This is a genomic window from Synergistaceae bacterium (assembly GCA_017540085.1).
Classification (GTDB): domain Bacteria; phylum Synergistota; class Synergistia; order Synergistales; family Aminobacteriaceae; genus JAFUXM01.
The window spans coordinates 1-12,465 of sequence record JAFYBQ010000014.1; the positions used below are offsets into that span (position 1 = coordinate 1).

At 49.1% G+C, this 12,465-nt stretch carries 18 protein-coding genes and 1 pseudogene; 4 read left to right on the top strand and 15 right to left on the bottom strand.

Annotated features, from left to right (window positions below):
• Positions 1-142: pseudogene (locus IKQ95_02745) on the top strand (transposase).
• Between the two features lie 117 nt (positions 143-259).
• Here the strand turns inward: IKQ95_02745 and IKQ95_02750 are convergent.
• From IKQ95_02750 to IKQ95_02760, 3 genes are read right to left on the bottom strand one after another with little or no spacing between them, the layout of a single operon-like run.
• A complete protein-coding gene (locus IKQ95_02750) occupies positions 260-472 on the bottom strand; it encodes a hypothetical protein (GenBank protein MBR4195613.1) in 213 nt (70 codons plus the stop codon).
• A 3-nt stretch (positions 473-475) separates the two neighbouring features.
• A complete protein-coding gene (locus tag IKQ95_02755; GenBank protein ID MBR4195614.1) occupies positions 476-1,480 on the bottom strand; it encodes an ABC transporter permease in 1,005 nt (334 codons plus the stop codon).
• Between the two features lie 16 nt (positions 1,481-1,496).
• Positions 1,497-3,017 (bottom strand): sugar ABC transporter ATP-binding protein, encoded by a 1,521-nt coding sequence (locus tag IKQ95_02760; protein MBR4195615.1) that lies wholly within the window; start codon positions 3,015-3,017, stop codon positions 1,497-1,499.
• Between the two features lie 303 nt (positions 3,018-3,320).
• Here IKQ95_02760 and IKQ95_02765 point away from each other — a divergent pair, with 303 nt between their 5' ends.
• The 3 genes from IKQ95_02765 to IKQ95_02775 all read left to right on the top strand — a co-directional run bounded on the left by IKQ95_02765 (position 3,321) and on the right by IKQ95_02775 (position 4,749).
• On the top strand, positions 3,321-3,734 hold the full coding sequence (locus IKQ95_02765; GenBank protein ID MBR4195616.1) for a hypothetical protein: 414 nt from the start codon (positions 3,321-3,323) through the stop codon (positions 3,732-3,734).
• Between the two features lie 333 nt (positions 3,735-4,067).
• Entirely contained in the window at positions 4,068-4,241 is a 174-nt protein-coding gene (locus IKQ95_02770; protein ID MBR4195617.1) for a DpnD/PcfM family protein, read from the top strand.
• Positions 4,242-4,245: 4 nt separating this feature from the next.
• A complete protein-coding gene (locus IKQ95_02775; GenBank protein ID MBR4195618.1) occupies positions 4,246-4,749 on the top strand; it encodes a hypothetical protein in 504 nt (167 codons plus the stop codon).
• A 265-nt stretch (positions 4,750-5,014) separates the two neighbouring features.
• Here IKQ95_02775 and flhB read toward each other — a convergent pair whose 3' ends face one another.
• The 12 genes from flhB to IKQ95_02835 all read right to left on the bottom strand — a co-directional run bounded on the left by flhB (position 5,015) and on the right by IKQ95_02835 (position 12,465).
• Entirely contained in the window at positions 5,015-6,082 is a 1,068-nt protein-coding gene (flhB, locus tag IKQ95_02780) for a flagellar biosynthesis protein FlhB (protein MBR4195619.1), read from the bottom strand.
• The gene (locus IKQ95_02785; GenBank protein ID MBR4195620.1) at positions 6,075-6,872 is read right to left on the bottom strand and encodes a flagellar biosynthetic protein FliR; all 798 of its coding nucleotides are present in this window, start codon (positions 6,870-6,872) and stop codon (positions 6,075-6,077) included. The genes flhB and IKQ95_02785 overlap by 8 nt, the downstream gene beginning before the upstream one ends.
• Positions 6,873-6,879: 7 nt before the next feature.
• Positions 6,880-7,158, bottom strand: a complete 279-nt coding sequence (locus IKQ95_02790; GenBank protein ID MBR4195621.1) for a flagellar biosynthetic protein FliQ — start codon at positions 7,156-7,158, stop codon at positions 6,880-6,882.
• 15 nt (positions 7,159-7,173) lie between these two features.
• Positions 7,174-7,941 (bottom strand): flagellar type III secretion system pore protein FliP, encoded by a 768-nt coding sequence (gene fliP, locus IKQ95_02795; GenBank protein ID MBR4195622.1) that lies wholly within the window; start codon positions 7,939-7,941, stop codon positions 7,174-7,176.
• A gap of 19 nt (positions 7,942-7,960) precedes the next feature.
• Positions 7,961-8,245 carry a hypothetical protein gene (locus tag IKQ95_02800; protein ID MBR4195623.1) on the bottom strand — a complete coding sequence of 95 codons (285 nt, stop codon included), beginning with the start codon at positions 8,243-8,245 and terminating at the stop codon, positions 7,961-7,963.
• Between the two features lie 11 nt (positions 8,246-8,256).
• Entirely contained in the window at positions 8,257-8,619 is a 363-nt protein-coding gene (locus tag IKQ95_02805; GenBank protein MBR4195624.1) for a response regulator, read from the bottom strand.
• 74 nt (positions 8,620-8,693) lie between these two features.
• A complete protein-coding gene (gene fliN / locus IKQ95_02810; protein MBR4195625.1) occupies positions 8,694-9,752 on the bottom strand; it encodes a flagellar motor switch protein FliN in 1,059 nt (352 codons plus the stop codon).
• A 15-nt stretch (positions 9,753-9,767) separates the two neighbouring features.
• Positions 9,768-10,781 (bottom strand): flagellar motor switch protein FliM, encoded by a 1,014-nt coding sequence (gene fliM, locus IKQ95_02815; protein ID MBR4195626.1) that lies wholly within the window; start codon positions 10,779-10,781, stop codon positions 9,768-9,770.
• A 13-nt stretch (positions 10,782-10,794) separates the two neighbouring features.
• Positions 10,795-11,250, bottom strand: coding sequence for a flagellar basal body-associated FliL family protein (locus IKQ95_02820; protein MBR4195627.1), 456 nt, complete (start codon positions 11,248-11,250; stop codon positions 10,795-10,797).
• 27 nt (positions 11,251-11,277) lie between these two features.
• On the bottom strand, positions 11,278-11,469 hold the full coding sequence (locus IKQ95_02825; protein MBR4195628.1) for a type II toxin-antitoxin system HicA family toxin: 192 nt from the start codon (positions 11,467-11,469) through the stop codon (positions 11,278-11,280).
• On the bottom strand, positions 11,459-11,722 hold the full coding sequence (locus IKQ95_02830) for a type II toxin-antitoxin system HicB family antitoxin (protein ID MBR4195629.1): 264 nt from the start codon (positions 11,720-11,722) through the stop codon (positions 11,459-11,461). The genes IKQ95_02825 and IKQ95_02830 overlap by 11 nt, the downstream gene beginning before the upstream one ends.
• A gap of 14 nt (positions 11,723-11,736) precedes the next feature.
• On the bottom strand, positions 11,737-12,465 hold the full coding sequence (locus IKQ95_02835) for a flagellar motor protein MotB (protein ID MBR4195630.1): 729 nt from the start codon (positions 12,463-12,465) through the stop codon (positions 11,737-11,739).

Sequence of the window (12,465 nt, forward strand, 5' to 3'; positions counted from 1 at the left end):
CAACAGAGGAGTAAAAGACGTATTTGTGTTCTGCGTGGACGGCCTAACAGGATTTCCAGATGCGATAAAAGGGGTGTTCCCCAAATCGGACATTCAGCTGTGCATAGTTCATCTTGTTCGGAACAGTTTGAAATACGTATCAAAAGCATCCCAGAAGTGGACAATGCCGATAAGCAACTGGTCAAAAGCATTAAGTCACTTCTATGTGAGATACGCAGACCGTTTCCCGAAAGTGTCATAGAAAAATCTCATACACAGTTTACTTGACAGACCCCATTCCGAGAGTCATGAAGCTGTAGAGGAAGTACGGCCTCATTGAGCGCACGACATTCGCGAAATAGAAAACGGGACGGCGTGAAATTCCTGCGGCGACTCTTCCCGCGTCAACGTAATAGAACACAGCGCACACTACAGCAAGGAGTATCACAAGGAAAAATTCCCAGCTCGTGAAAAAATCTTTTACCTTCTTCATGGCCTATATATTCCTCCCTCCTAAATCCTGCTTTGCTGAAATCCTCTGCAATATCACGTTGAGTAGAATCGCGAACAGTAACAGAATGCCTTTAATGAACTCCGTAATCATTGAGTTACCGATTCCCATCTGAGGAATCGCGCTGTCAATGAACGCCACCATAAGCGCACCGATTACGACTCCCGTGATTTTCCCGTAACCGCCCGTAACGCTGACTCCTCCGAGAACACATGCGGCAATCGTGAACATCTCATCACCTGTTGCGCTCCCTTTCTCGATAGCGGCATAGAACGCAAGCCACATTATTCCCGCAAGCCCCGCTGAAGCTCCGCATATCGTGTGAGCGAGGACTCGAATCTTGTTGAGATGTACTCCGCGCATTTGTGCCGCCTCAGCGTTTGAGCCGACAGCGTAAAGATTCCGGCCTGTTCGCGTGTAGTTGAGGAATATTGCAGTCCCAATCACAACGAGTACAGCAAGCCACACGAGGAACGGAAGCCCTAAAAATTCATGATTGATGAGGCTGTCTTTGAATGACTGTGTGAGCTGAGTCGGGTTGACTTTGTTCATGCCTAGTAGCCAGTTCATTGGGATTAACGCCCGGACTATATAGCTTGTGCCTAACGTAACAATAAGCGCGATGACTCGTCCGTAGCTCATTAAGACTCCGTTCACCGCACCGATAGCCGCGCCGATTGCAATTCCAAGCACGAACATCAATAACGTATTCTGAATCACTCCGAGTCCCATCAGTTTTCCCGCGACAGCTCCGGCGAACGCAAGCACAGCCGTTGTAGAAATGTCGATTGACCCGACAAGAAGGACGCAGAGCATTCCGCAGCACATCACCATATTTATTGAGCCGTTCTTGAGGACGTTTAGCCACGAATTAGCGAGATAACCCGGCACTCTCACATTCACCGCGAAAAGCAAAAGCGCAAGCACTCCGAGAAGGGGAAGCTCTCTGTGTTCAATCAGGAATGAATAGACCGATTTGTGTTTAGCCATTATGATTCCTCCCTCCCTATGACGCTTTCGACTGAGGCATGGCCGCGTTCAAGATTATTTCTTGCGTGAGGCTCTTTGTGTCTGTGAACTCGGCTGTGATTTTCCCCTCGCTCATGACATATATACGGTCTGACATGTTGATGACTTCTGGCAATTCTGAACTTATCATGAGGATTCCGAGTCCCTGCGAGGCTAAGTCGCTCATAATTTCGTAGATAGCGGCTTTGCTGCCAACGTCGACTCCTTTTGTCGGCTCATCAAGAATGATCATCTTTGGATTCGCGGCGAGCTGTTTCGCAACAACAACCTTCTGCTGATTTCCTCCGGATAACGCGCCCGTTAATGTGTCAGTGTCAGGGGCTTTTATCGCGAGAAGGTCTTTCATTCCGTCTGAAAGCTGACGTTCTTTCTTGGGACTGACAAAGATTCCGTTCTGGCATTCTTTAGCCATTACAGGGAGCGAGATATTATGATTGATTGACCACTGCAACAATAAGCCGTCTTTCTGCCTGTCTTCAGGAAGGTAGCCTAATCCTTTTTCCATCATCTGAGTCGGCGTATGTTCGTGAATTTCCTCTCCCATGAAGAAAATTTTTCCTGAGTCCGGCTGATGGACTCCGAAAACTGACTCCATTACCTCAGTGCGTCCTGCTCCTACAAGCCCGGTGAGTCCGACAATTTCCCCGGCCTTCACGGAGATGTTCACGTCCCGGAAAAATCCTGTCCGGCTCAGATTCTCAAGCCTCAATAATTCCCCGCCTGTTTCGGTTTCCTTCTTTGGGTAAAGCTGATTGATGTCCCTTCCGACCATCTGATGAATCAGGAATGACTGCTCGACCTCGTGAAGATTCCACGTGCCTATGTACTGAGCATCGCGGAAAACCGTAACACGTTCTGCGAGTCCGTAAATGTCCTCGAATCTGTGAGAGATTAATATTATCCCGGTGCCGTTGTCGCGGAGTCGTAACGCTATCTTGTAGAGTGCTTCTGCCTCGCGCTGAGATAATGCCGCTGTAGGTTCGTCCATGATGAGAATTTTTGCGTTCATTGAGAGGGCTTTTGCGATTTCTATAAGCTGCTGCTGCGCTACTGAGAGCGAGCCAACGGAAGCGGTTGGGCTAAAATCCGCGTCAACAGCTTCAAGAAGTTTCTTTGCCTCGCGGTTCATTTTCGCCCAGTCGATAAAAGGCCCGATCTTGTACTCATGGCCGGCAAAAATATTTTCTGCGACGCTCAAATCAGGGTAGCTTGCGGCGTGCTGATATATTGCGGCGATTCCTCGTTCCTGAGCGATTATAGGGTCAGACATCACGACTTTCTCACCGTTAAGGATGATTTCTCCTCCGTCAGGCTGGTGCGCTCCCGTGATGACTTTTATGAACGTGGATTTTCCCGCGCCGTTTTCACCTGCGAGTGCGTGAATTTCTCCGGCCTTCAAGTTGAAGTGAACATTGTCGAGAGCCTTAACGGAGAGTCGACAATCCTGACTACTTTGGTTGGGATCAAGCGTACGTAACGTATCCGGCAGTTTTCCCAACAGTTTTAGTTCCTATCGAGGCAACTAATGAGCTGTACAGATTAGCGGCAGAGGCACGGGGAAAATCAGTAGAGCAGGATAAGGAGGTTTACGATTTCTTCATTGGCCTGAATGGTTTTCTTCCGCTGAAGACTGACACGTGCATTGAGTTTCTGGACTATAACGGTATGTCGTACGTAATTGACATTGACGATGATGCTCTTCCTAAAGTCCGTAAGGTTCTTGATGAACAACTAGCAAGACATGGCCAATCCGTTGAGGGATTGCTGGAAGAGGCTGAAAAGGTCATGAGGAGATAGCCATATGAGCAACGTCAGTGTAGAGGAAAAGAAGGCTGAGGCTCTCCATCGCATGAAAAGTCTCGGCCTTTTCACGGAAGCTAAAGAGTTCGACAGAACAGGAAAGGTCAGATTGTTTTTGCAAAATGCTGACCTGTTCTTATGCGTTAAAGGAAAAGAATTAGATCAGATCAGAGCATTCGAGCTAAGTTATAACGCTCTTGTGTTTGCAGTCATTCGTACCTTTACGAGTGGTGGCATGATGGACAGCTACTTGTTCGTCGGTGATTATCCTGAAGAATGGGCTGATGACCGCAGGCTTCTGTTGGAAGGTGAAGCAACGGCATATGTCTATAACCATGACGTGCCTTATTGCTCGGAGGTAGGAAGCGTCGGTATTAAGCATTTGCCCGGTTCAGGCTTGTATCGGATTTGGTGAGAGGAGGTGAATATTGTGAAAACATATCAGGTCAATTGGGAAAAGTTATACGGAAGATGAAGTCATTGCTATTCATAGCATGTGGCAGAACATTCAGGATCGAAACAACATTAGCGAGTGTATAGAGCTTGCTCTTGCCATGCTGGGTGATGGTGAGGTCTCTGAATACGCTCGCAATAACAAGTTCCACATCATAGAGCAATGTTTGGAAGATTTGCCTGAGTGGGGTGTCTGGCAGGATGAATGCTTGAGTCAGAATTGTCTGTTGCTTGATTATCTCATTGCGGACAAGTTGAAAGCGATGTACGAAAACCACAAGAAGGAGTCCTAGCCATGAAGGAGTACACGATCAGAATCAAAGAAACGCTGGAAATGCGTGTCTTTGTCGAAGCCTCATCTGTACAAGAGGCAAAAGACAAAGTGCAAACGGCTTGGGAAAATGGCGATTACATCCTTGATGCAGAGCATTTTCAGGGCGTAACTTTTAGCATTGCGCGTAGGAGGTAACAATGTGAAAGATGTAGTTTTTACAACGAGTGGCGTAACGAGCTGGGGTTATTCGTGGGAATGGACTTTTGACGGCGGTGTTGATCTCAAAGCTCCAGACGGACACACACTCTTAGTAACTGACTTGCATACGCAGGTTCCAGAGTACAATTTCGAGGATGACTTATACGACCGTAATTTCTCGATGTCTCAGGCTCAAGATGCCGAATGGGGGCAAATATGCTGGAATTGCTATTTGCTGGAATCTGCGATTTACAGCTTGGCTTGGGAGAGCTTCAGGTCATGTGCTGGTCAGGTTGTTCAGGACTTCAAAGCAAAGAATCCACAGGCGCATTGCTTAACTGAGGATGAGTATGAAGCTATATTAGCGTCCTGCCTGAATGCTATCAGGAAACAGCAAGGTTGGGATTCTGAGAAGTTGGAATGGCTGTTTGATTGCAATGGCTCTATTAATGAGGCTGTTGATGAGTGGCTTACGGATTCTCTGGAAAGACAGGGACTCATGTAATGTCATGTTCGTGTCTGTAAACAAAAAGCAATGAAGTTTTAGCGTAAAATTTTTCTCGTATGTCTTTCTTGAAGGTCTTTATTGAAAGTGTTGACAAATACGCCTTAAAGTTGTATTATATAACCATAGAGAAAGAAAGTAGAGGCAAACTCGGCCTACTATCAAGAATGAATATAATACAGGCAGTACAACAAATAATGCTAAACCGATAAGTACCGCTCCTCTCATGGAACGCTTCACGTTAAACAACTCCTCGAATGAAAATTTATGATGGCTGTGATTTCTGCCCCTTCAGCCTGTAAACGAACGCTAAGACCTCAGCGACTCCCCTGTAGAAATCTTCGGGGACTTCCTCGCCTATCTCGACATTCTCATACAATGCCCACGCAAGCGGCTTGTTCTCTATGACCGGGACAAGATTATTCTGCGCGATTTCGCGAATCCTCTGCGCTAAGTAGTCCGCTCCTTTTGCGATAACCTGCGGCGCGCCCATCACCCCGCGGTCATATTGCAGGGCGACGGCTATATGTGTCGGGTTCGTGATTACTACGTCAGCTTTCGGGACATCGGACATCATTCGGTTTCGTGCCATTTCTCTTTGCTTCTGACGGATTTTCTGCTTGACCTGCGGATCTCCTTCCATCTGCTTGTACTCGTCTTTGACTTCTTTCTTGCTCATCTTGATAGACTTCTCAAAGTCCCATTTCTGATAGGCGTAATCCGCGAACGCCATCACCAGCAGCATTAGTGCCAGTCTCATGGCCAAAGTCCAAAGCATATCCCAAAATTGTCGGCTCCCAATCTCTAACGGCATCTGCATTGCTTTTGACGACATCGGCAGATAGTTCTTGATTGCGTTGTATATCATCACGGCAAAAATTGCTGACTTCAATAACCCCTTCAGGAGTTCCACGCACGAGCGCATAGAGATAATTTTCTTCATGCCGGAAAAAGGATTCAGCCTGTCGAATTTCGGCACAAAAGGCTCTCCCGTGAACGCGAATCCTACCTGCGCTATCACCGCGCTTGTCGCAAAAAGAACAACGAGTCCTCCCAGCGGAAGCCACGCCGCAAAGTAATCCTTGATTGCCTCCCATGATACCCACGAGAACCACCCATCCTGCAAGATTGCCCGGTCGCCTATCGCCATGAACATGAAGCGAATCATTCCCGTTAGAGTCCGCCACACTGACGCGCCCAATAACGCAAGAGCCAATAACGCCGTAATGATAGCCACCGCGGCGTTTATGTCCTTGCTGACACATACACGGCCTTCCTCGCGGACTTTCTCGCGCTTGTGAGGTGTTGCTTCCTCTGTGCGTTCCTCAGCCATTTACGGGCCTCCACATTCGCAGAACGCTTAGGGCAAATTCGACCCACCGCTCAAAGTTTGCGTGAATCAAATCCATCATCAATGGGATTACAGCCGCCAATACCATGAATCCGAGCATGACTTTCACGGGGAGTCCAACGACAAAAATATTCATCTGCGGGACAGTCCGCGCCAGAAATCCGAGTCCCACGTCAGACAAGACTAACGCGCAGTAAAACGGGATAACCATCCTCAAAGCCAGCACAAAGAGACTCTGAAGCCACGTCCCTAACTGCAAATCGCCTGACGGGAATAATGAGAGCTGGCCGGGCGGTACAAGTTTCAGCGTCTCAATTAATGCCTGAATCATAATCAAATGCCCGTTCCACCGAAAATAGAACCACATAGCGACAAAGAAATTTAGCTGTCCCAAAATTGATGTCTCACTCTGCGTTGAAGGATCCATCACCTGAGCCATAGAGAATCCGATTGTCGTCCCGGTCTGCTCGCCCGCTACCCTCAGCGCGTAAAGTGGCAATGCAGAAATGAAGCCCAGCGCGACTCCTATCAGCAATTCGCGAATGAATACCGCGGCGATAAATATAACCTCGTCAAAATATATCATCGGGATGTCCTCAGCCTTTATGATTCCGACTGAACACACCGTGAGCATTACGGCGAAAAGATAGCGGAAGGGAGTCGGCGGCATTGTTGATGTGAAAATCGGCGAGCTGAACACAAGCCCGATGTATCGCAGGTGAAGGAGCATGTAGACGGCTAATAGCTGAGACGGTAATTCAAGCCCGCGCATTTGCGAGTCAGTTTATGAATCTTTCGAGCTGGCCTAAAATTTCGCGGGTCATTACGAGCATTCGCTGACCTATCCACGGCGATAACAGCACTATGCAAAGGAAGACCGCCAAAATTTTCGGGATAAATATCAATGTCTGCTCCTGAATTGATGTCGCTGTCTGCAAAATTCCTATGAACAGTCCGATTACCATAGCCACAAGCAAAATCGGAAGCGTAACAGAAATCATTGTCCATATTGCCCCCGTCATAATATCGGGAAGGCTTAATGTTGTTACTGTATTCATTTCTCACACTCTCTTTTACGGTACGTTTGTGAAGCTCTTTAACACGCTCATCACTACGAGATTCCATCCGTCAGCCATGACAAATAATAACAGCTTGAACGGAAGCGAAATCATCATAGGCGGAAGCATCATCATTCCCATAGCAAGAAGGACGCTCGACACGACCATATCAACAACAAGGAACGGAATATATATCACGACTCCCATCTGAAAGGCCGTCTTCAGCTCGCTTAACATGAACGCGGGAATCAAAATTCTTGTGGGAACCTGCGACTGATTCGCGGGGCGGTCTGCTCCTGCCATTGAGATTATGAGCGATAATTCTTCCTGCCGGGTGTAACGGAACATGAAATTTCTTACGGGTTCTATTGACCTGTCCCAAGCCTGTTGAGCGTTGATATTGCCGGATAAATACGGGTTGAGGCCGTTATCGTAGACCTGAGTCCAAGTCGGATACATCGTGAACATTGTGAGGAATAACGAGAGTCCCGCTATGACTTGCTGAGGGGGGGACTGCTGTAGACCTATTGCCCGCTGAACGAATCCCACAACGATAATTATACGGGTGAAGCTCGTAACCATCAGCAATATTGCCGGAACGAGACTAAGCACCGTCATTAACGCTAAAATTTGGAGCGTCAATGCCACGTCCCGCGGGGAATCTGCCTGGCCGAGTCCGAGTGTGATTGAGGGTAATGGGATTGTCCCGGAAAGCTCCGGCGGTCTCGGAGGGTTGAGAATTGCCGCTGATGATACCCCGTGAAGTATCAGCACAAGCAACATCATAACGGGCGCGAGGATTCTAACAGTCCGCTTCAGCTTGGGATTTAGTCCATTCGGCATAGCTCCATCTCCCTATGAGGCTTGATCCGTGAGGCCCTGCAGTGAACGCGACAACGTCAGGCCCGCAGCGCACAACTAAAAATATATCCCTGGCAGTCAAGCGCAGGGACGTTATTATTTCAACGTTTTGCGAACCTTTCGCGTTTGGGTTGTTCTTCCTGAAATATTTTGTGAGGACGAAAGCGCACAAGGCCATCAATATCAGCGCACATACAGCCCGAATCAAATAGGCTGTGAGACTCACGCTCTGTATTTCTATGACAGCACCTTCGTTATTGCTTCTATGACTCTCTCAGGCTGGAAGGGCTTGACGATGAAATCATTTGCCCCGGCCTGAATCGCCTCGATTACCATGGGCTGCTGACCCATTGCCGAGACCATTACGACTTTCACGCTGGGATCGAGTGCCTTTATTGCCTTTACCGCGTCAATGCCGTTCATTTCCGGCATAGTTATATCCATTGTGATGATGTCGGGCTTGTATTTCTGGAACGCCGCGACTCCTGCCTTCCCGTTTTCAGCCTCTGCGACAACCTCGAAATCGTTTTTTGTGAGAATGTCTTTCAGCATCATACGCATGAACGCCGCGTCATCGACTATCAAAACTTTCTTGCCCATTCAAAAACGCTCCTTCAACGTAATTATATTTTGTGGATTTGCCCAGCATTATAACACGAAACGAGGCGAAAAATTTACGAGGCCGCCCGCGCCGCTCCTCCCGGTATTATGTCAGTGATACGGACTCCGAAATTCTCATCAATCACGACAACTTCACCATGAGCGATTAATTTCCCGTTCACGAGAATGTCAACAGGCTCTCCCGCCATTTTGTCGAGTTCAACAACCGCGCCTGCTGTGAGGGCTAAAATTTCTGATACGCTCTTTCTTGCCTTCCCAAGCTCAACCGTAACACGCACGGGAATGTCCGCGATTAAGTCAATCGGACTCGGTGCGCCTCCCCCGCTCCCGCCTCCCAAAGGCTGAAACGCCGCGGGCCTCACGTCAACCGCCGGGCCTGCGTTCTGTCTTCCTCCGCTCATATTTCCGCCTCCCATAGGGTTATTGTTCGATGCCTGGGACTGCGGCTGCTTCCCTTCGAGGGCATCACGCATAAATCCGGCTATGTCAAGCGCGTTGTCAAGCGTCAGGCATGTCCAGATATTGAACGGCTTTAGTCCGTCAATCGTAACATTAACGGGGCTGCACCAAATTTTTTTGTCGGCAGGCTCAAGCGACAGTGCGCGCCAGTCATCCTCGCCAAGTGCTGATGTCGTGTTTTCGGGCATGAGCCTTTTCCCGGCCATGAGTCCCGCAAGGCTCGTGAATGCTGACCCTACAACCTGACTCAATCCTTCCTGCGCCGCGTTCCAATATAGGTCGCTGGGTTCGGGAACGTCCCCGCCTCCGCCGCCCATCATGAGATCCGCGAGAGTCAATGCGCCTTTCTGGTCAACAACAAGCGCGAGCGGCCTGTCATCGAGTCCGCCGAAAGTTGTCGAGAAGAGAAACGGAATCTCAGCGAACTTTCCCCGGAAGTCGTCCTGCGTCAAAATTTCGGGTGTTCCAACGTTCGTGATAACATTTTTCCCGGCAAGCATGTTGATTACGCTGTTTTCGGAATTTGCGAACGTGTCAGAAACTTTCGCGAGCTGTTCCGCGTCCGCGTCTGAAATCTCGTCAGCGTCGCCGAAATCCCCTCCGCCTGAAAGAAGCGCGTTTATCTCATCGGGACTCAGTAAATCATCAGACATTAATCATTTCTCCTTTCATGCGTCATCGTCTTTTGCTGAAACCTGCGGAATTTCCCGCGTCAAAACTTTCGTCAGCTCAACCGCCATATGACCGTTCAATGTTCCCGGCCTGGCTTTGAAGCGCACCTGATTGCCGACTCTCACATCGATATGCGAGTCTTTTAGCTCGTCAAGTTTTATTACATCGCCAACCTGAAGCGCGTAAACGTCAGCAAGAGACAGCACCGTGTGTCCAAGCTCCATAGCAAGCGGCATGTTGACCTGCATAATAGAATTACTGAGCCAAGTTTTGACCTCGTCGTCTCCCTTGTGGCTTGTTGACGCGAACCACTGCTGACTCGAAAGCCTGTCCATAATCGGCTCAATCAGGAAGTACGGAAAGCACAAGCTCACCATTCCTTCAACATCTGAGACTCTCAGCTTCATTATGACAACAAGAACCATATCACTTGGAGAACATATCTGCACAAAGAACGGATTACTTTCCATCGACTCGAACCTGAAGCGGACATCAACAACAGTACTCCAGCTGTCTTCAAGCAATTCTAATATCCTCATGATTACGCGCTCGATGACGGTTTTCTCAATGTCGGTAAGCTCTCTTACATTGCCGGAAAATGTCCCGCGCCCGCCTAACATACGGTCTATTATCGTGAAGACTAATGACGGGTTAATCTCTATGAGCATTGAGCCTTCAAACGGGTGCATTTCGATTAAGCCTATAACAGTGGGCTGGACCATGTAATTCACGAACTCTTCATAGGCGAGCTGCTCAACGGAAGCAATTTCCGCTGACACAATCGAGCGTATCAGGGTAGAAAGTACCGTAGTCATCTGCCGGGCGAATGACTCGTGAATCATCTGTATCGCCCTGAGCTGATCTTTGCTGAATTTGTCGGGACGCTTGAAATCGTAGACCTTTAACTTTGCGTACTCGTCAGCCTTAGCGGCGATTTCGTCAATGTTCGCGCCGCTTGAGATTGACTTCATTAAAGCGTCAATAGCGTCCTGTGATAATACGTCGGGCATTTGTCAGAGCCTCTTACTGTAAAACTATGCTCTCGAAAAGCACGTTTGTTATTGGAGCTTCCCCGCCTACGTCCGGGAGCATTCGGTTCAGTGAGCGTTTTATGTCTCCGGCAAACTGCAGAGTCCCTTCCGCGCTTGTGAGGTCGTCATATACTCTGTCTTTCACGAGCATGAAAACTTCATTGCGTATCCTCATGAGCCATCCGGGAGTCTGAATTAATGCCGCGGCTCCTTCCTTTTCTGTAAGCTCAAGAGAGAGTCCGAAACTGATTACATGACGGCCTGCCCCTGCCAAGTTGCTGGTGAACTCGCCTATTGACACGACCGGGCCGGGGTTCTGTATGACTTTTGCGGTGCCTATGGCGTTTGTGTCTTCGGGTGCCATTGTCCTGCCTAGAATGAGTCCGCCCCCGAATCCCGCGCCGAACATTACGAGTCCTACTACTGCAAAAATTATTATGCGCTTCAAGTTTTATTGTCCTCCCTGATGAATAGTCTAGAATATTGGCGGAAGTCCCGCGTCCTTGCATACTTCATTCGCTGATATTCTGTCGAAAATTGTATGACGCTTAACCGCTACGGCTCTTCCGTCCGGGTGAACATAAAAGCTGTGGCGTTTCCCTTCACGCTTCAGATAAAAGCCGCACTGCTCTAAATACTTTACGACATCCCTGCGCTTAACTGACATGTACCATCAATGCCTCTTCCTCAGATGGTATACATTCAGGCGCAACCGATACGGACATCGGCTCAAAAATCAGCGGGATATACGGGATCTTTCTGCCGTCTTCCTCGTAAAGTTCTGCCATTTCTCCGGCTGCTTCCTGCAAAAGTTCCCGGCAGTCGTCAAGATCTTCACCCTCTGTAATAACTCCCGGCCATTCAAGAAGCCTCCCTAAATAACCGTGTTCAAGTTTCCTGTAACAAGCTGTAAATTGCATCGTAAATCCCTCCTTCAGCGTTTAGGATACTGCGACAAGAATACTATCTCCACCCGCCTGTTCAAGGCTCTGTGTTCGCTTGTGTCATTGGGTACTATAGGCTGTGCCGAGCTGTAGCCCGTCGCCTGAAGTCTCACGGGGTCAAATCCGCCCTCATGCTCCATGTAACTGGCAACCGCCGCCGCCCTCATGGCCGATAATCCCCAGTTGTCGCGGTAAGGCCCTCCGCGAAGGACTCCCGAATCCGTATGACCCTCTACCGCCGCAAACGGCACACGATCCCGGACAAGCTCCGAAATTTTGTAGAGTGCGCGCCTTCCTTCCGGCCTAAGCTCCGCGCTTCCCGGCAGAAACATGAACTGATCGCTGATTGAGACGGCGACCCCGCGCTGATTGATTGACACCTGTATGTCCCTCGTGAGATTCTCAGACCGCAGAAAGGAGTTGAGCGTGTACGCAACGTGCCTCGTGTCAATTTCTACACGCTCACTTGCCCCCGGGCTTGTGCCAACTTCCCCGCTTCTGTTCGGGTCGGTCGACTCCTCTGTCGTTACGCCGCCTTTGAGGATTCCCAGAGAACCCCGCAGGGACAGTAACGCCTTCTGAAATTTCTGCGAGTCAATCGAGGACATAGCGAACAGCAGAATGAAGAAACACAATATAAGCGTAACCATGTCCCCGTATGTACCCATGTAGAAAGGTGCTGAGAGTCCCGGCTCTTCCGGCTTTTTCTGACGCGCCAT

What these genes read in the sequence shown, in the direction of transcription:
- IKQ95_02750 (MBR4195613.1), bottom strand. Translation starts at nt 472, where the DNA reads ATGAAGAAGGTAAAAGATTTTTTCACGAGCTGGGAATTTTTCCTTGTG.
- IKQ95_02755 (MBR4195614.1), bottom strand. Translation starts at nt 1,480, where the DNA reads ATGGCTAAACACAAATCGGTCTATTCATTCCTGATTGAACACAGAGAG.
- IKQ95_02765 (MBR4195616.1), top strand. Translation starts at nt 3,321, where the DNA reads ATGAGCAACGTCAGTGTAGAGGAAAAGAAGGCTGAGGCTCTCCATCGC.
- IKQ95_02770 (MBR4195617.1), top strand. Translation starts at nt 4,068, where the DNA reads ATGAAGGAGTACACGATCAGAATCAAAGAAACGCTGGAAATGCGTGTC.
- flhB (MBR4195619.1), bottom strand. Translation starts at nt 6,082, where the DNA reads ATGGCTGAGGAACGCACAGAGGAAGCAACACCTCACAAGCGCGAGAAA.
- IKQ95_02785 (MBR4195620.1), bottom strand. Translation starts at nt 6,872, where the DNA reads ATGCGCGGGCTTGAATTACCGTCTCAGCTATTAGCCGTCTACATGCTC.
- IKQ95_02790 (MBR4195621.1), bottom strand. Translation starts at nt 7,158, where the DNA reads ATGAATACAGTAACAACATTAAGCCTTCCCGATATTATGACGGGGGCA.
- fliP (MBR4195622.1), bottom strand. Translation starts at nt 7,941, where the DNA reads ATGTTGCTTGTGCTGATACTTCACGGGGTATCATCAGCGGCAATTCTC.
- IKQ95_02805 (MBR4195624.1), bottom strand. Translation starts at nt 8,619, where the DNA reads ATGGGCAAGAAAGTTTTGATAGTCGATGACGCGGCGTTCATGCGTATG.
- fliN (MBR4195625.1), bottom strand. Translation starts at nt 9,752, where the DNA reads ATGTCTGATGATTTACTGAGTCCCGATGAGATAAACGCGCTTCTTTCA.
- fliM (MBR4195626.1), bottom strand. Translation starts at nt 10,781, where the DNA reads ATGCCCGACGTATTATCACAGGACGCTATTGACGCTTTAATGAAGTCA.
- IKQ95_02825 (MBR4195628.1), bottom strand. Translation starts at nt 11,469, where the DNA reads ATGTCAGTTAAGCGCAGGGATGTCGTAAAGTATTTAGAGCAGTGCGGC.
- IKQ95_02830 (MBR4195629.1), bottom strand. Translation starts at nt 11,722, where the DNA reads ATGCAATTTACAGCTTGTTACAGGAAACTTGAACACGGTTATTTAGGG.
- IKQ95_02835 (MBR4195630.1), bottom strand. Translation starts at nt 12,465, where the DNA reads ATGGCGCGTCAGAAAAAGCCGGAAGAGCCGGGACTCTCAGCACCTTTC.